We start from the raw sequence: 16,122 nt of genomic DNA, 5'->3' as shown, positions 1-16,122 counted from the left end.
AGGGACCTTTCTAGGCGGTCGTGTGCGGGGCGGGGGACGCGGGCAGGCCGGTGCCGGTCCAGCCGTCGGCCGGGCGGTCGAACCACAGGTGGACCTGGCCGGTGCCGATGGAGTTCTCGTACTCGCCGTACTGGCGGGCCTTGGCGGTGCAGGCCTGCTCGCCGAGCGCGCCGGCCATCATCAGGTAGTGGAAGAACTTCGCCTCGGGCTTGTACTTCCAGAACTCGTCCATGGTGTCGAGGACCTTGTCGTGGCGGCCCTCCTTGAACCAGGCGATGCGCTCGTGGTCGGCCTCGCGGGCCTCGGCCGTGAAGATGTGGGCCGGGTCGCTGGCCTCGTGGTCGCGCAGCTCGCGCAGCGGCCAGAAGGTGTGCGACAGCGCGCCGGAGGCGATCAGCAGGACGCGGCAGCCGGGGGTGGCGGCGATGCCGTCCGCGAGGGCGCGGCCCAGGCGCAGGTGGTCCTCCATGTCGCCGGTCTGGCAGACGCCGATGGTCACCCACCGCTTGTCGGGCAGTCCCTCGCCGAGGAACTTCCACAGGTTGATGGTGGCGTAGTAGATCGGCAGGTACTCGTCGTCGATCGCCGTGATCCAGGTGCCGTGCTTGTCCGCGAAGGAGGCGATGTTCCGCGCGAGCTCGGGGTCGCCGGGGAAGTCGTACGGCATCCGGCACATGCCGCGCGGCAACTCCTCGGAGGTGAACAGACCCGCGCGCCGGTGCTGGGCGGTGACGACGAACTCGACGGTGGTCGCCCAGTGGGAGTCCAGGACGACGACGGTGTCGTAATCGTCACGTTCGAAGACGTCCTTGCGCAGCTGCTCCAGGCCGGTGACGAGGGTGATCTCCTTGCCCTCGTTCAGCTCCAGCCGGACGGCCTCGGGCAGCACGATGGTGGGGACGTGGGCGAGCAGGCCCGCCCCGACGATCTCACCCATGGTCCTTCCATCCCTTCGGTGCGGTGACGGTGTTCTTCAGGTCGCAGTAGAAGTCGAAGCTCCAGGTGCCGCCCTCCCGGCCGACGCCGGAGTGGCGGGAGCCGCCGAAGGGGGCCTGCAGGTCGCGGACGAAGAAGCAGTTGACCCAGACGGTGCCGGCGACGAGCTGCGCGGTGACGCGTTCGGCGCGCTCGCGGTCGCCGGTGGCGAGGGTGGCGGCCAGGCCGAAGCGGGTGTCGTTGGCGAGACGGACGGCCTCTTCCTCGGTGCTGAAGGTCTGCAGGGTCAGGACGGGTCCGAAGACCTCCTCCTGCACGATCTCCGAGTCCTGGGCGACGTCGGTCAGCAGCGTCGGCGCGTAGTACTGGCCGTCCCCCCGGTGACCGCCGATGACCGCCCGGGCCCCGGCCGCGAGCGCCCGCTGCACGAAGCCGTCGATCTTCTCCAGCTGACGGGGGTGGATGTTGGGGCCGATGTCGGTGGCCTCGTCCCGCGGGTCGCCCTGCACCAGCCGGGAGGCCTTCTCCGTGAAGCGCCGGGTGAACTCCTCGGCGACCGGCTCCTCCACCAGCAGCCGGGTGCCCGCGAGGCACACCTGGCCGGCGTTGTCGTACTGCTCCACCGCGAGGTCCACGGCGAGGTCGAGGTCGGCGTCGGCGAACACCAGCAGCGGGGACTTGCCGCCGAGTTCCAGGCTGAGCGGGGTGAGGTTGGCGGCGGCCGACGCGGAGATCCGCTTGGCCGTCGGGACGGAACCCGTGAAGCTGATCCGGCGCACGTCCGGGTGCGAGGTGAGCGCGTCGCCGATCTCCGCACCGAGGCCCTGGACGACGTTGAGGACGCCGGCCGGGAGCCCGGCCTCGGCGGCGATGTCGGCGAGCAGCGAGGCGGTCAGCGGGGACCACTCGGCGGGCTTCAGGATCACCGTGTTGCCGGCGGCCAGGGCCGGGGCGACCTTCCAGGTGGCCAGCATCAGCGGCGCGTTCCACGGCGTGATCAGCACGCAGGGGCCGGCCGGGTCCCAGCTGACGTGGTTGGTGTGGCCGCGGCCCGCGGCGGAGCCGCTGGTGTATGTCGTGAAGTCCTCGTGCTCCAGCTGCAGCAGCCAGTCGGCGAAGAAGCGGAAGTTGTGCGCGACGCGCGGCATGACACCGCGGCGGTGGGAGCGCAGCAGGGCGCCGTTGTCGGTGGTCTCGACGATCGCGAGCTCTTCGAGCCGCTTCTCCACGCCGTCGGCGACGGCGTGCAGGATGCGGGCGCGTTCGGCGGGCGGGGTGGCGGCCCAGCCGGGGAAGGCGGCCTTGGCGGCGGCCACGGCCGCGGCGGCCTCCATCGCCGTACCGCGGGAGATCTCGCCGAGCGCGGCGCCGTCGATCGGCGAGTGGTCGGTGAAGGTCTCGGCGGAGGCGACGCGTTCGCCGCCGATCCAGTGCCGGGTGTCGACGGCGACTCCGGCGACGGTGGTGGTGTGGTCGGTCATGTCCGGTCTCCAGGTGTTGTCGTCTGCGGGTGCGTCACTCGGCGCCGGACGTGCCGGACTCCAGCAGGCGGCCGCCGTCCCAGACCACGCCGACCTGCCGGTAGTAGGCGGCGATCGGCTCGCGGATCTCGAGCCGGGCCAGCTCCTCGGTGGGGGCCTCGAACAGCTCCAGCTCGGCGTCGCCGACCCAGGGCTGCCCGCCCTCGAAGGAGGCGGCGCCGGACTCGATCAGCTCGTCCAGGGCGAGGCCCTTGCCCTGCTCGATGGAGGGCAGCCAGCGGTGGTGGGCCATCGGGTGGCCGTTGACGAAGCCGTTGGTCTCGGACGGCTCGCGCAGGGTGACCACGGCCTGGGCCAGGCGCCGGTCGGCGGCGGCCAGCGTCGCGCCGAACCGGGCGCCCGCCTCGATCCGCGGGGCCGGCCCGTAGGGGTGCGGGCGGGTCTGGTGGATCGAGCCGAGCTTCTTCGGGTAGCCCTGGTGCAGCCCGCGGGCGATCGCGAAGTCCTTGTCCACCCAGATGTGGACGCAGCGCGTGTACGTCTGCCCCCTGTACGTGCAGCGGACGACGGCGAAGGCCTCCTTGTACTGGGCGCGCACCGGGTCCAGCAGCTCCTCGCCGGAAGCCGAGCAGGACTGCCAGTCGGCCCAGATCAGCGCCACGGCGCCGGGGTCCTCGTCGGCGAGCTCCAGCGGCTCGGGCAGCAGTTCGCGCACGCGCGCCGGGTCGGTGCGGTACTCGACGGTGAGCAGGTCGCCGGAGTAGCGCCACGGCGGGGAGGGGATCAGCGACGAGGCGCCCGTCGCCGTCTTGGGGTGGAAGAATCCGCGGACGGTGGTCATGGCAGGCGTTCCTTATGCGGTGGGAGCGGGCAGCTTGAGCAGTTCGGCGCGGTAGCGGGCGGCGGCAGCGGCCGCGGCCTGGCCGCCGAGGGCGACGACGCCCACCAGTCGGCCGCCGGTGTGGTAGCCGACGAGCACGTCCCCGTCCGGGTCGCCGTCGAGGACCCGTACGTCGCCGAGGCCGAGTCCGGGTGCGCCGAAGGACTGCAGCCGGAAGTCGTGCTGGTCGCTCCAGAAGGTGGGCAGCGGCGCGAACGGGTCGAGGCCGACGTCGGCGCCGCCGAGATGGGCGGCGAGCACCCGGGCGGCGTGCTTGGCGGTGTCGGTGGGGATCGACCAGTGCTCGACGCGGCGGGGTACACCGTCGTAGCGGGCGTTGGGGAAGCGGGCAACGTCGCCGACCGCCACCACCTCGGGGCGTCCGCCGACGCGCAGGTGCTCGTCGGTGAGCACCCCGTCGGTGAGGTCGAGGCCGTTGCCGTCGAGCCACTCGGTGTTGGCGACGGATCCGACCGACTCCACCACGACGTCCGCGGGGAGCACGGTCTGGTCGCCGAGCACCACGCCGGTGACGTGGTCCGTGCCCTCGAAGCCGGCCACGCCGGTGCCGAGCAGGAAGTCGACTCCGCGTTCCTCGTGCCGCTTCAGCAGGGCCTTGGCGAGCAGATCGCCGAGCGGCCCCACCATGGGCAGGGGCATCGGGTCCACGACGGTCACCCGGGCGGCGCCGAGGGCGACGGCCGTGGCGGCGACCTCGCAGCCGATGAAGCCCGCGCCCACCACGACCACCCGGGCACCCGGGCGGGTCAGGGCCTCGCGCAGCCCGCGGGCGTCGTCGATCGTACGGACGGTGTGCCGTCCGTCGAGGGGGCCGGGGCAGCGCAGCCGGCGGGGCCGCATACCGGTGGCGACGACGAGTCCGGCGCAGGGCAGGACCTCGCCGTCCTCGAGTTCGACCGCGCGCCGGTCGAGGTCGGCCGCGACGACCTTGGTGCCCAGGCGCCACTCCACGTCGGCGACCGCGGCGCGGGGCCGGAAGGCCAGCGACTCGAAGGACGCCTTGCCGGCGAGCACCTCCTTGGACAGCGGCGGCCGGTTGTAGGGCATGTGGGGTTCCTCGCCGATCAGGGTGATCGGGCCGAGGTACCCGGCGGCGCGCAGCTGCTCGGCGGCGCGCAGGCCGGCCATGGAGGCGCCGGCCACGACGACGGGTGCGCTCACGGGCTCAGTCCTCGATCCGGATGGCCTGCAGCGGGCAGACGTCGGCGGCCTCCTCGACCTCGTCGCGCAGCGCGTCGTCGGGGTCGCTGACGTAGGCCAGACGGCCGGCGTCGTCGAAGCTGAAGACGTCAGGGGCGGCGAAGACACACTGACCGTGGTCCTGGCACTTGTTCATGTCGACGACGACCTTCATGGCCGGTCCTCCTGGTGCTGAGGGCGTCGGGGCGCGAAGCTGGGGAGATGAGGGGCCCGGACCGGATACGGCCGGGCCCCGGCCAACGGGGAGGGAGAAAACCGTCCCCGGACTCGTTTGGCTTCAAACAACATAAGAACCGACCAGACCCTGGTCAATAGCTATCCGGATGGATAAATTTTTTGGGCTTCCCTCTTGCGGTGAGGCGACGGGGGTCCATACCGTTTGGCATCAAACGTTGAGCGGTCCCTGCCCTCCCGCAGTGCGACGCCGACCCTCTTCCCCCTCTCCCAGCGCCCGCGCAGGCCTGGGAAGCGCCCCACATTCCCCTGAGGAGACACCGGTGAGCGCATCCGACTCCCCATCCGTCCGCCGGCACCAGGACCGGCTCGCCGCCGAGGGCATCGACGTGGTCCGGGTGACCTATCCCGACCTCATCGGCACCGACCGCGCCCGGGACGTCCTGCTGGAGCACCTGCCCTCGGTCTGCGACCACGGCCTGGCCTTCTGCCGCGCCGTCTACCACACCAGCCCGCAGGGCGACGTCGTCCCGGTCTCCGGCGGCCTGGACGCGGGCCTGCCCGACATCTGTGTGAAGCCGGACCTCGACACCCTCGTGCCCCTGCCGTGGGAGCCCGGCGTGGCGGCCTGCCTGGGCGACGTCACCGACCCGGCCACCGGGCTGCCCGCCCCCGAGTCGCCCCGCGACCTGCTCCGCGCCGTCCTCGACCGGTGCGGCCAGCACGGACTGCGCCCGGTGGTCGGCCCGGAGCTGGAGTACTTCCTGTGCGAGCCCGCGCCCGGCTCCCCGCGGGGCTGGCGCCGCTACAACGACGCCCAGGGTGTCGTCTACACCGCGGGGCTGCGCGCGGACGACGACAACCACCTGCTGCGCACCCTGCGCCTGCTGCGCACCGCCGAGCTCGGGGTGAGCAGCGGGAACCACGAGTTCGACGGGGGCCAGTTCGAGATCAACCTGACCCACTCGGATGCCCTGTCGGCCGCCGACCGCGCCTTCCGCTTCAAGTCGGCGATCAAGGAGATCGCCCGCAAGGAGGGGCGCCTGGCCACCTTCATGGCCAAGCCGTTCCAGGACGCGGGAGGTTCCGGCTTCCACCTCCACCTGTCCTGCGAGGACGACGGCGGCGCCAACGTCTTCGACGACCCCGCGGCGCCCTACGGCCTGTCCGCGACCGCCCGCCACGCCGTCGCCGGCATCCTCGCCCACGCACCCGCGCTCGCGGCCCTGGCCAACCCGACGGTCAACTCCTACAAGCGCTTCGGCCCGGACACCCTCGCCCCCTGGCTGATCGACTGGGGCCTGGACAACCGCAGCGCCATGGTCCGCATCCCGCCCGAGCGGGGCTCCGGCTCCCGGCTCGAACTGCGCCTCGGCGACGCCAGCGCCAACCCCTACCTGCTCATCGCCGGGACCGTGGCCGCCGCCCTGCTCGGCGTCCTGGCCGGCGAGGAGCCGCCGGCCCCGCTGGACGGATACGGCTACGACGCCGACCGGTCGGCCAAGCTCCCGGCCACCCTGTCCGAGGCCCTGGACGCCCTGGAGGCGGACACCGCGCTGGCCGACGTCCTCGGCAAGGGCTTCACCGCCTCCTACCTCACCTACAAGCGCAACGAGGTCGAACGCTTCGAGCGGCACGTCACCGACTGGGAGTTCACCGAGTACGCCTACCACCTCTGACCATCCGCCCCACCCGTGACACCGAGCCGCGTACGGCACCGAGTCCCGTGACGCCGAGGAGACGCCCCCCATGACCACCCAGCCCCTGTCCGACGCCGTCCGCGAGCCGCTGCCGCTGGCCGACGTGAACCTCGCCGACCTGGACAACTTCACCGACGGCGTCACCCCCTGGCGCATGTTCCACACCCTGCGCCACGAGGACCCGGTGCACTGGCAGCCCGAGGAGGCGCCCAACTCCGGCTTCTGGAGCGTCACCCGGCACGCGGACATCGCCCGCGTCGACCGCGACGCCGAGACGTTCACCTCGACGAGGTTCGTCAACCTCGAGGAGGTCGACGACGACCAGATCAAGAAGCGCGCCTCCATCCTCGAACTCGACGGGGTCCGCCACCGCGCCATGCGCAGCCTGATCCAGCGCCAGTTCGGCGCGAGCGTGATCAACAGCTACACCGACTTCCTGCGCGGACTGACCGCGACCACCCTGGACGCGGCCCTGGCCAAGGGCACCTTCGACTTCGTCAAGGAGGTCTCCGCCGACTTCCCGATCAACGTGCTGGCCCGTCTCCTCGACGTGCCGCCAAAGGACAACCAGCAGCTCATCGACTGGGGCAACCGCATCATCGGCAACACCGACCCCGACTACGCCGACGTGCTCCTGCACAGTGAGGAGAGCGAGAAGTACCGCGACCTGCCCTTCCGCTCCCCCGCTTCGCTCGAGGTCTTCGCCTACGGGCGGGAGCTGGCCCGGCAGCGGCGCGGCGGCAACGGCACCGACCTGGTCTCCCAGCTGGTCAACGGCACCCCGCGGGACGGCGTCCCGCTGTCCGGGCAGGACTTCGACAACTACTTCCTGCTGCTGGTGGTGGCGGGCAACGAGACGACCCGCCACACCATCACCCACTCCATGCTGGCCCTGCTGCAGCACCCCGAACAGCTGGCCCGCCTGAAGGAGGACCCCTCCCTGATCCCGGGCGCGGTCGAGGAGTTCCTGCGCTGGGCCTCCCCCGTGTACCACTTCCGCCGCACCGCCACCCGTGACGTGGAACTCGGCGGCAAACAGGTCAAGGAGGGCGACAAGGTCGTCATGTGGTTCGCCTCCGGCAACCGTGACGAGGAGGTCTTCGGCAACCCCTACGACTTCGACGTCACCCGGCAGAACAACGACCACGTCACCTTCGGCAAGGGCAGCCCCCACCTGTGCCTGGGCAACCTGCTGGCCCGCACCGAGATCCGGATCATGTTCGAGGAGCTGATCCCCCGTCTCGCGGACATCAAGCTCGTCGGCGACGTGCCCCGGGTCCGCTCCAACTTCGTCAACGGCATCAAGCGGCTCCCGGTGGAGGTGACGCTCGCCTGACCGAAGCGTTCACCCGGGCTTCCGTTCACCGGGCGACGAGGGCCGCCGGACACCGTCCGGTGGCCCTCTCGTCACCGCAGGGGCGGCCGGGTCCCTCTGTCTTACGAGACGAGCTCGCCGAGGAACCACCCGGGGCGGACCTGCCCATCGGCCGGTCCCTTGAGCAACTCTTCTCCTGCGCTGCCCCGCCCGGCGGCAGACCGCCTCAGGTCAGCCGGCCGGGGAGCTCCGGACGTTCGACCCGGCAGACCAGGGCGTCCTGGTCGACGTCCGCCACGATCGTGTCGCCGGGGTCGGCCGAGTCGCTCAGCAGCAGGGAGGCGATGCGGTTGTCCAGCTCGGCCTGGATGGTGCGGCGCAGCGGGCGGGCGCCGAACTCGGGCTGGTGACCGTGGGCGACCAGCAGCTTCTTCGCGGCGTCGGTGACCTCCAGCTCCAGGCCCTGGGCGCGCACCCGGCGGCGGCTGTGGTCCAGCAGCAGGTCCACGATCCGGCCGAGGTCGTCCTCGCTCAGGCCGTGGAAGATGATGATGTCGTCGATGCGGTTGAGGAACTCCGGCAGGAACCTTCCGCGCAGGTCCCCCATCAGCTGGTCCTTGATGCCGGCGACGTCGCCGTGGTGGGCCAGGATCCGCTGGGCGCCGATGTTGGAGGTCATGATGACCACGGTGTTGCGGAAGTCGACGGTGCGGCCCTGCGCGTCGGTGAGCCGGCCGTCGTCGAGGACCTGGAGCAGAATGTTGAAGACGTCCGGGTGGGCCTTCTCCACCTCGTCGAACAGCAGCACGCTGTAGGGCTGCCGGCGCACCTTCTCGGTGAGCTGGCCGGCCTCCTCGTGGCCGACGTAGCCGGGCGGGGCGCCGACGAGCCGGGAGACGGTGTGCCTCTCCTGGAACTCGCTCATGTCGAAGCGGACCATGCGGTTCTCGTCGCCGAACAGCAACTCGGCGAGAGCCTTGGCCAGTTCGGTCTTGCCGACGCCGGTGGGGCCGAGGAAGAGGAAGGAGCCCACGGGCCGGTTCGGGTCCCCCATGCCGGCCCGGCTGCGGCGCACCGCCTGGGCGATCGCGGTGACCGCCTCGTCCTGGCCGACGACCCGGGCGTGCAGGGCCTCCTCCAGTTTCAGCAACCGCTCCTTCTCGCTCTCGGTCAGCTGGGCGACGGGGATGCCGGTGCGCCGCGACAGTACGTCGGCGATGTCGTCGACGGTCACCTCGAGGACCCCCTCGCGGCGCTCGGCCAGGCCCTCCAGCTCCGTCTCCGCCTCGGCGATCCGGTCCTTGAGCTCGGAGGCCCGCTCGAAGTTCTCGGCGGCGACGGCCTGGTCCTTCTCCCGGCGCAGCTTGGCCAGCCGGTCCTCGCGCTCGGCGACCTCGGTGGACCGGCCCAGGGAGCGCAGGCGCACCCGTGCCCCGGCCTGGTCGAGCAGGTCGATGGCCTTGTCGGGCAGGAAGCGGTCGGTGACGTACCGGTCCGAGAGCTCGGCCGCGGCGGCCAGGGCGTCGTCGCTGTAGCGGACCTGGTGGTGGGCCTCGTAGGAGTCGCGCAGGCCCTCCAGGATCTGCACGGTCTCCTCGACGCTCGGCTCGGGCACCATGACGGGCTGGAAGCGGCGCTCCAGGGCGGCGTCCTTCTCCACGTACCGGCGGTACTCGTCGAGGGTGGTGGCCCCGACGACGTGCAACTCACCGCGGGCGAGGGCCGGTTTGAGGATGTTGCCCGCGTCCATGGAGCCCTCGCCGGTGGCTCCGGCGCCGACGACGGTGTGCAGTTCGTCCAGGAACAGGACCGTCGACTCCGAGGCCGCCTTGACCTCGTCGATGACGTTCTTCAGCCGTTCCTCGAACTGTCCCCGGTACTGGGCGCCCGCCACCAGCCCGGTGAGGTCCAGGGCGATCACCCGCTTGTTCTCCAGGGTCTTCGGCACGTCCCCGTTGACGATCCGCTGGGCCAGTCCCTCGACGATCGCGGTCTTGCCGACGCCCGGTTCGCCGATCAGGACGGGGTTGTTCTTCGTGCGGCGGGAGAGGACCTCGACGGTCTGCTCGATCTCCGCGGCGCGTCCCACCACCGGGTCCAGCTTTCCGCCCCGGGCCTCCTCGGTCAGGTCACGGCCGTACTGGTCCAGGGTCGGGGTGGCGCTCGGGGTCTCGCCCGCGCTCGGCGCGGTGTCGGGGCGGGAGGCCGTGTCGGCGCTGCGCCGCACCTGGTCGGCCTCGATGCCGTGGGCGGCCAGGACACGTGCCGCCGGTGCGCCCGGCGTGTCCAGGAGCGCGCCGAGGATGTGCTCGGGGCCGATGTACGACACTCCGGCCGCCCGGGAGTGCTCGTAGGCGCGCAGCAGCACGCGCTTGGCCGCCGGGGTCAGGCCGGGCTGTGCGGAGGGCATGCCGCTCTCGCCGGGCAGCGCCTCGGCGAGGTCCGCGCCGAGGCGGTCCGGGTCGGCTCCGGCCTGGGCGAGCAGCCCGCGGGCCGGCTCCACCTGGGTGCACGCCCACAGCAGGTGCTCGGTGTCCAGGTCGGAGCTGCCGTCCTCGGCCGCTCGCCCGGTGGCCTGGTTGATCAGCTCGCGTGCGGATTCGGTCAGCAGCCGTCCGATCGGCACGCGCTGCACCTGCGGGGGCGCGGCGGCGGGCGTCATGCCGAAGAAGCGGTTGAGGATTTCGGAGAACGGGTCCGGGCCGCCGAAGGAGGCGCCGAAGGGTGACATCGTCATGATCGCCGTCCGGGACAAGGGAGTGTGTCTCCCTCCACCCCAACCCACCGAATGGCCCACCGCAACGCGACATGCGCCGACCCGGGGCCGTACGGGGCGGTGCTGTGCGCGGTGCGCCGGTGGGCCGCCGGTCGAGTGAGGCGGTCACGCATGCTCTTCGGGGGGCACGGGACGCAGGCCCACCCCGTGGGCGAGCCGGGCCACCGCGTGCCGGAAGAACGGCTCCCGGTCCTCCACCACCCGGTTGAACTGCCCGAACAGCTCGAACCCGACCAGCCCGTACAGCTGGGCCCAGGCGGCGACGAGCGCGGCCACCACCTCGGGCGGCAGGCCGGGCGCGAGCTCGGCGGTCATCCGCCCGGCCTCGTCGAGCAGTTCGGCGGGGAGCGGGGGCCCGGTCAGCCCGCCGTGCTCGTGGGCGTCGCGCACGATGCCGATGAGGACCAGGCCGACGCGGGCCGCGGCCGGGACGGTCGTTTGCGGCGCGGTGTAGCCGGGCACGGGCGAGCCGTAGATGAGGGCGTACTCGTGGGGGTGCGCCAGCGCCCAGCCGCGTACCGCCTCGCACACGGCGGTCCAGCGGGCGAGGGGCTCGGCGCCGGCCACCGCCCCGTGCGCGGACTCCGCCGCCGAGCCCAGGGAGTCGTAGGCGTCGATGATGAGCGCGGTCAGCAGGTCGTCGCGGCTGGGGAAGTACCGGTACAGCGCGGAGGACACCATGCCCAGTTCCCGGGCCACGGCGCGCAGCGAGAGCTTCGCGGCGCCCTCCTTCGCGAGCTGTCTGCGCGCCTCGTCCTTGATCGCTGCGGTGATCTCCGTCCTGGCCCGGGCGCGGGCGCCTTTCACGGTGCTCATGGAGAGGAGTGTTCCACGGTTCTGGAGCGGCGCGCACGGAACGGAGCGGTGAACTGAAAACGGAGCGGCAAACTGAAATGAGAGCGCTGCTCTTGCACTGGATCACCGATCCGGCGCACACTGTTCCCGAACGAGAGCACTGCTCTCCCAACAAGTGGGGGTCACCATGCCGTCGTCACCGCCGCCGTACTACCTCAAGGGCAGCCGGATGAACGCCCGCCTCAACAGCGTCGTCGGCCGGCTCGCCCGGCGCGGGATCAGCCTCGCCGGCTCCGCCGAGCTGACCGTGCGGGGCCGCAGGAGCGGCGAGCCGCAGCGCATCCCGGTCAACCCGCACACGTACGAGGGCACGCAGTACCTCGTCTCGGCCCGCGGCCACTCCCAGTGGGTCCGCAACATGCGCGCGGCGGGCGGCGGAGAGCTGCGCGTCGGGCGGAAGGTGCGGACGTTCACCGCGGTGGAGCTCCCCGACGCCGAGAAGCCGCCGGTCCTGCGGGCCTATCTGGAGCGGTGGGGCTGGCAGGTCGACGCGTACTTCAGGGGCGTCACGGCGAAGTCCTCCGACGAGGAGATCGCCGCGGCCGCCCCCGACCACCCGGTCTTCCGGATCACGGTCACGAACTGACCGGCTCCTCCGCGGCGGGCACGGCCTGCTGCCGGTCCAGTGCGGTCAGGGCGCGCTGGGCCATGGGGTGGGTGCGGACGAGCTCACCGAGGGAGGTCGAGCCCCGCGTGATGTCCCTGAACGCCCTCCAGGCGGGCCGGAAGCCGGTCAGGGCGGCGTGGAAGACCCCGGGCCGGCGCGCGAACACCGACAGCATCCGCCTGCCGACGGACATCTCGACGCCGAGCCCCGCCTTGATCGCGAACGCGTAGTTCAGGGCCTGGCGCCGGACGTCCACCGCGTCGTGCGCCTCGGCGACGCGCACCGCCCACTCCCCCGCGAGCCGCCCGGACCTGAGGGCGAAGGAGATGCCCTCGCGCGTCCACGGCTCCAGGAGTCCGGCCGCGTCCCCGCACACCAGCACCCGCCCCCGCGAGAGCGGCGAGTCGTCGGCGCGACAGCGCGTCAGATGCCCGGAGGAGATGCTCGGTTCGAAGCCGGCCAGGCCCAGCCGGCCGATGAAGTCCTCCAAGTACCGCTTGGTGGCGGCGCCTTCGCCGCGTGCCGAGATCACACCGACGGTCAGCGTGTCGTCCTTGGGGAACACCCAGCCGTAACTGCCGGGCATCGGCCCCCAGTCGATGAGCACCCGTCCCCGCCAGTCCTCGGCGACGGTGTCCGGCACCGGGATCTCCGCCTCCAGGCCCAGATCCACCTGGTCCAGCTTCACCCCGACGTGGGCCCCTATGCGGCTGGCGCTGCCGTCCGCGCCGACCACCGCGCGCGCGAGCACCGTCTCGCCGCCCTGGAGCACCACGGCGACCGTACGCCGGTCCGGCACCGCCGAGCCGTGCTGCTCGACCCGCGAGACCGTGACTCCCGTACGCAGCTCGGCGCCCGCCTTCTGCGCGTGCTCGACCAGCTGCTGGTCGAAGTCGGAACGGTCGACCAGCCCGAACAGCATCTGCTTGGAGCGGCGGGTGCGGGTGAAACGGCCGCCCAGGGAGAAGGTCACCGCGTGCACCCGGTCCTTCAGCGGAAGCTCGAAGCCGGGCGGCAGCGCGTCGCGCGAGGGGCCGATGATCCCTCCGCCGCAGGTCTTGTACCGGGGCAGTTCCGCCTTCTCCAGCAGCAGCACGCGCCGCCCCGCGACCGCCGCCGCGTAGGCGGCCGAGGCACCCGCGGGTCCCGCGCCCACCACGACGACGTCCCACACCTGCCTCTCGTCGTCCCGCACGTCGTCCGCCGAAGAGTTCTCGCTGCTCACGATGGTCTACCGCTCCCGATCAACCCGGCTGCCGCTGCTTCCTGTCGCATCCTACGGCGGCCCTCGCCGCGGGCCGCTGTGGGAGGATCAGCAGCGTACGTGCCCCGTACACCGGGTCGCGCCTACGCTGACACGATCATCCGCAACACAGAAGTGCTCGGAAGTACCACTCAGGTACCCACGAGTGCGACGTCGCACCTACAAGGAGCGTGCCCATGTCGTCGAATCCGGTCGCCGAGACCGTCGCCTCCCTCATGCCCAGGGCGCGGGCGGAACTCGCCGAGCTGGTGACCTTCCAGTCGGTGGCGGACTTCGACCAGTACCCGAGGAGCGAGAGCGAGGCCGCCGCGCACTGGATCGCCGACGCGCTGCGCGCCGAGGGCTTCACCGACGTGGCCCTGCTCGACACCCCGGACGGCACCCAGTCGGTGTACGGCTTCCTGCCCGGCCCCGAGGGCGCGAAGACGGTCCTGCTCTACGCCCACTACGACGTGCAGCCGCCGCTGGACGAGGCCGGCTGGACCACCCCGCCCTTCGAGCTGACCGAGCGCGACGGCCGCTGGTACGGACGCGGCGCCGCCGACTGCAAGGGCGGCGTCATCATGCACCTGCTCGCGCTGCGCGCGCTGAAGGCGAACGGCGGCGTACCGGTGAACGTCAAGGTGATCGCCGAGGGCTCGGAGGAGCAGGGCACCGGCGGCCTGGAGCGCTACGCCGAGGAGCACCCGGAGCTGCTGGAGGCCGACGCCGTCGTGATCGGCGACAGCGGCAACTTCCGCGTCGGCCTGCCCACCGTCACCACCACCCTGCGCGGCATGACCCTGGTCCGCGTCCAGGTCGACACCCTCGAAGGCAACCTGCACTCCGGCCAGTTCGGCGGCGCCGCCCCCGACGCGCTCGCCGCGCTGATCCGCGTCCTGGACTCGCTGCGCGCGAAGGACGGCTCGACGACGGTGGACGGCCTGGCGGGCGACTCGGCGTGGGAGGGCCTCCAGTACGACGAGGAGCAGTTCCGCAAGGACGCCAAGGTGCTCGACGGCGTGGAGCTGATCGGCTCCGGCACGGTCGCCGACCGCATCTGGGCCCGCCCGGCCGTCACCGTCCTCGGCATCGACTGCCCGCCGGTCGTCGGCGCCACCCCGTCCGTGCAGGCCGGCGCCCGCGCCCTGATCAGCCTGCGGGTGCCGCCGGGCGTCGACGCGGCCGAGGCGACCAAGCTGCTCCAGGCCCACCTGGAGGCCCGCGTCCCGTGGGGCGCCCGGGTGCGCACCGAGCAGATCGGCCAGGGCCAGCCCTTCCGCGCCGACACCACCAGCCCGGCCTACCAGGCGATGGCCGACGCGATGGCGGTCGCCTACCCCGGCCAGAAGATGCAGTACGCCGGCCAGGGCGGCTCCATCCCCCTGTGCAACACCCTCGCCGCGCTCTACCCGCAGGCCGAGATCCTCCTCGTCGGCCTGAGCGAACCCGAGGCGCAGATCCACGCCGTGAACGAGAGCGTCTCTCCCGAGGAGCTGGAGCGCCTGTCGGTCGCGGAGGCCCTGTTCCTGCGCAACTACGCGGCGGACTGAGCCACCGCCCCGGCGCACGGCGCGCCGGGGCGGCACTCCCCGAAGCGGCGGACAGGCCCCCGGTGTCCGGCTGAACATGAGCTCATGACTCTCTCCGCCCGCATCACCGCCCACACCGACACCGCCACCTCGCTCGCGCTCCTCGGCGACCGTGAACTCGCGCGACTCCTGGCGGGTGGCGAGCCGTTCGGCACGGGGATCGGCGGCCGTCCGGCACTCGTCGAGGTGGACGGCCGACCGGTCTTCGTCAAGCACGTACGCCTGACGGACGTCGAGCGGCACCCCGACAACCGGCTGTCGACGGCGAACGTCTTCGACCTGCCGCCGTACTTCCACTACGGCATCGGCAGCCCGGGGCTCGGTGCGTGGCGGGAGCTCGCCACGCACCGGATGACGACCAACTGGGTGCTCTCCGGCCGCTTCACCGGCTTTCCGCTGCTGCACCACTGGCGGGTGCTGCCCGACGAGCCCGGGCCCCTGCCGGACGAACTGGCCGACGTGGAGCGGACCGTCGCCCACTGGGGCGGCACCCCGCAGGTACGGGCCCGCGTCGAGGCCCTGCGCACGGCCACCGCGAGCCTGACCCTGTTCCTGGAGTACGTGCCGCACACCCTCGACGACTGGTTCGGCGCCCGGCTGCACACGGACGCGGCGGACACCGCGTGCGACTTCGTCGTACGCGGCCTGGAGACCGTCACCGATTTCCTGCACGGGCAGCGGCTGCTGCACCTGGACGCGCACTTCCGGAACATCCTCACCGACGGCCGGCAGCTGTACCTCACGGACTTCGGCCTCGCCCTGAGCCACCGGTTCCGGCTCACCGGGCAGGAGCAGGCCTTCTTCCGCCGTCATCGCGGCTACGACCGCGCCTACACCCTCACCCACCTGGTCAACTGGCTGACGTACGAGCTGTACGGGTACGGACTCGAGGACCGCCGCGCCTTCGTCCGCGCCCTGGCCGGGGGAGCGCGGCCCGACGGCGTCCCGGCGGCCGCGGCCGCGCTCCTGGCCCGGCACGCGCCGCTCGCCGCACGGCTGAACGACTTCCACGACCGCCTGATCGAGGAGAGCAGGCTGACCCCGTACCCGCACGACGAGCTGCGGCGCCTCTACAGCAGCTCCACGCTCTCCGCGTAGTGGCAGGCCACCGGGTGGCCGGTGCCCCGGTCGGTCAGTTCCGGTACCTGCTCGACGCACGCGGTGCGCTCGCTCTCCGTCAGCCGGGTCGCGAACTTCGGGCAGCGGGTGCGGAAGCGGCATCCGCCCGGTCGTCCCGCAGATCCACGACCGCTGCTTTCGTCGGCACCGCCATCGAGTGGTACGACTTCTACATTTTCGGCACGGCCGCTGCCCTGGTCTTCAGCAAGGTCTTCTACCCCGG

13 protein-coding genes and 1 pseudogene are annotated in these 16,122 nt (G+C 72.2%); 6 read left to right on the top strand and 8 right to left on the bottom strand.

The features are described 5' to 3' along the window. Positions 1-10 precede the first annotated feature (10 nt). From C1I97_RS02730 to C1I97_RS02710, 5 genes are read right to left on the bottom strand one after another with little or no spacing between them, the layout of a single operon-like run. On the bottom strand, positions 11-937 hold the full coding sequence (locus C1I97_RS02730) for a 3,4-dihydroxyphenylacetate 2,3-dioxygenase (RefSeq protein WP_111001616.1): 927 nt from the start codon (positions 935-937) through the stop codon (positions 11-13). Further along, on the bottom strand, positions 930-2,417 hold the full coding sequence (locus tag C1I97_RS02725; protein ID WP_111001615.1) for an aldehyde dehydrogenase: 1,488 nt from the start codon (positions 2,415-2,417) through the stop codon (positions 930-932). Before C1I97_RS02725 ends, C1I97_RS02730 begins: the two co-directional genes overlap by 8 nt. 34 nt (positions 2,418-2,451) lie before the next feature. Continuing rightward, positions 2,452-3,258 carry an acetoacetate decarboxylase family protein gene (locus tag C1I97_RS02720; protein ID WP_111001614.1) on the bottom strand — a complete coding sequence of 269 codons (807 nt, stop codon included), beginning with the start codon at positions 3,256-3,258 and terminating at the stop codon, positions 2,452-2,454. Between the two features lie 12 nt (positions 3,259-3,270). Then, on the bottom strand, positions 3,271-4,479 hold the full coding sequence (locus C1I97_RS02715; RefSeq protein ID WP_111001613.1) for an NAD(P)/FAD-dependent oxidoreductase: 1,209 nt from the start codon (positions 4,477-4,479) through the stop codon (positions 3,271-3,273). 4 nt (positions 4,480-4,483) lie between these two features. Further along, positions 4,484-4,672 carry a ferredoxin gene (locus C1I97_RS02710; protein WP_073952234.1) on the bottom strand — a complete coding sequence of 63 codons (189 nt, stop codon included), beginning with the start codon at positions 4,670-4,672 and terminating at the stop codon, positions 4,484-4,486. Positions 4,673-5,015: 343 nt separating this feature from the next. Between C1I97_RS02710 and C1I97_RS02705 the strand changes: the two genes are divergently transcribed. Both C1I97_RS02705 and C1I97_RS02700 read left to right on the top strand, forming a co-directional pair. Further along, positions 5,016-6,371, top strand: coding sequence for a glutamine synthetase family protein (locus C1I97_RS02705; protein WP_111001612.1), 1,356 nt, complete (start codon positions 5,016-5,018; stop codon positions 6,369-6,371). Between the two features lie 70 nt (positions 6,372-6,441). Continuing rightward, positions 6,442-7,728, top strand: coding sequence for a cytochrome P450 (locus tag C1I97_RS02700; protein WP_111001611.1), 1,287 nt, complete (start codon positions 6,442-6,444; stop codon positions 7,726-7,728). Positions 7,729-7,933: 205 nt separating this feature from the next. Here C1I97_RS02700 and C1I97_RS02695 read toward each other — a convergent pair whose 3' ends face one another. Continuing rightward, a complete protein-coding gene (locus C1I97_RS02695; protein ID WP_111001635.1) occupies positions 7,934-10,444 on the bottom strand; it encodes an ATP-dependent Clp protease ATP-binding subunit in 2,511 nt (836 codons plus the stop codon). Positions 10,445-10,588: 144 nt separating this feature from the next. Further along, positions 10,589-11,299, bottom strand: a complete 711-nt coding sequence (locus tag C1I97_RS02690) for a TetR/AcrR family transcriptional regulator (RefSeq protein WP_111001610.1) — start codon at positions 11,297-11,299, stop codon at positions 10,589-10,591. Between the two features lie 166 nt (positions 11,300-11,465). Here C1I97_RS02690 and C1I97_RS02685 point away from each other — a divergent pair, with 166 nt between their 5' ends. Further along, positions 11,466-11,924 carry a nitroreductase family deazaflavin-dependent oxidoreductase gene (locus C1I97_RS02685; RefSeq protein WP_111001634.1) on the top strand — a complete coding sequence of 153 codons (459 nt, stop codon included), beginning with the start codon at positions 11,466-11,468 and terminating at the stop codon, positions 11,922-11,924. Here the strand turns inward: C1I97_RS02685 and C1I97_RS02680 are convergent. Beyond that, positions 11,914-13,170: a geranylgeranyl reductase family protein gene (locus C1I97_RS02680; protein WP_111001609.1), complete on the bottom strand. Its 1,257-nt coding sequence runs from the start codon at positions 13,168-13,170 to the stop codon at positions 11,914-11,916. The genes C1I97_RS02685 and C1I97_RS02680 overlap by 11 nt on opposite strands. A 215-nt stretch (positions 13,171-13,385) precedes the next feature. Between C1I97_RS02680 and C1I97_RS02675 the strand changes: the two genes are divergently transcribed. From C1I97_RS02675 to C1I97_RS40580, 3 genes and pseudogenes are all read left to right on the top strand, one after another. Continuing rightward, positions 13,386-14,741, top strand: a complete 1,356-nt coding sequence (locus C1I97_RS02675) for a dipeptidase (protein WP_111001608.1) — start codon at positions 13,386-13,388, stop codon at positions 14,739-14,741. A gap of 84 nt (positions 14,742-14,825) precedes the next feature. Continuing rightward, a complete protein-coding gene (locus C1I97_RS02670; protein ID WP_111001607.1) occupies positions 14,826-15,878 on the top strand; it encodes a protein kinase family protein in 1,053 nt (350 codons plus the stop codon). Next, positions 15,878-16,122, top strand: a pseudogene (locus tag C1I97_RS40580) (hypothetical protein); the annotation flags it as partial. The gene C1I97_RS02670 and the pseudogene C1I97_RS40580, both read left to right, overlap by 1 nt.

It is taken from the genome of Streptomyces sp. NTH33 (assembly GCF_003236365.1).
Lineage (GTDB): Bacteria > Actinomycetota > Actinomycetes > Streptomycetales > Streptomycetaceae > Streptomyces.
This window is presented reverse-complemented; position numbering and strand designations above follow the sequence as displayed.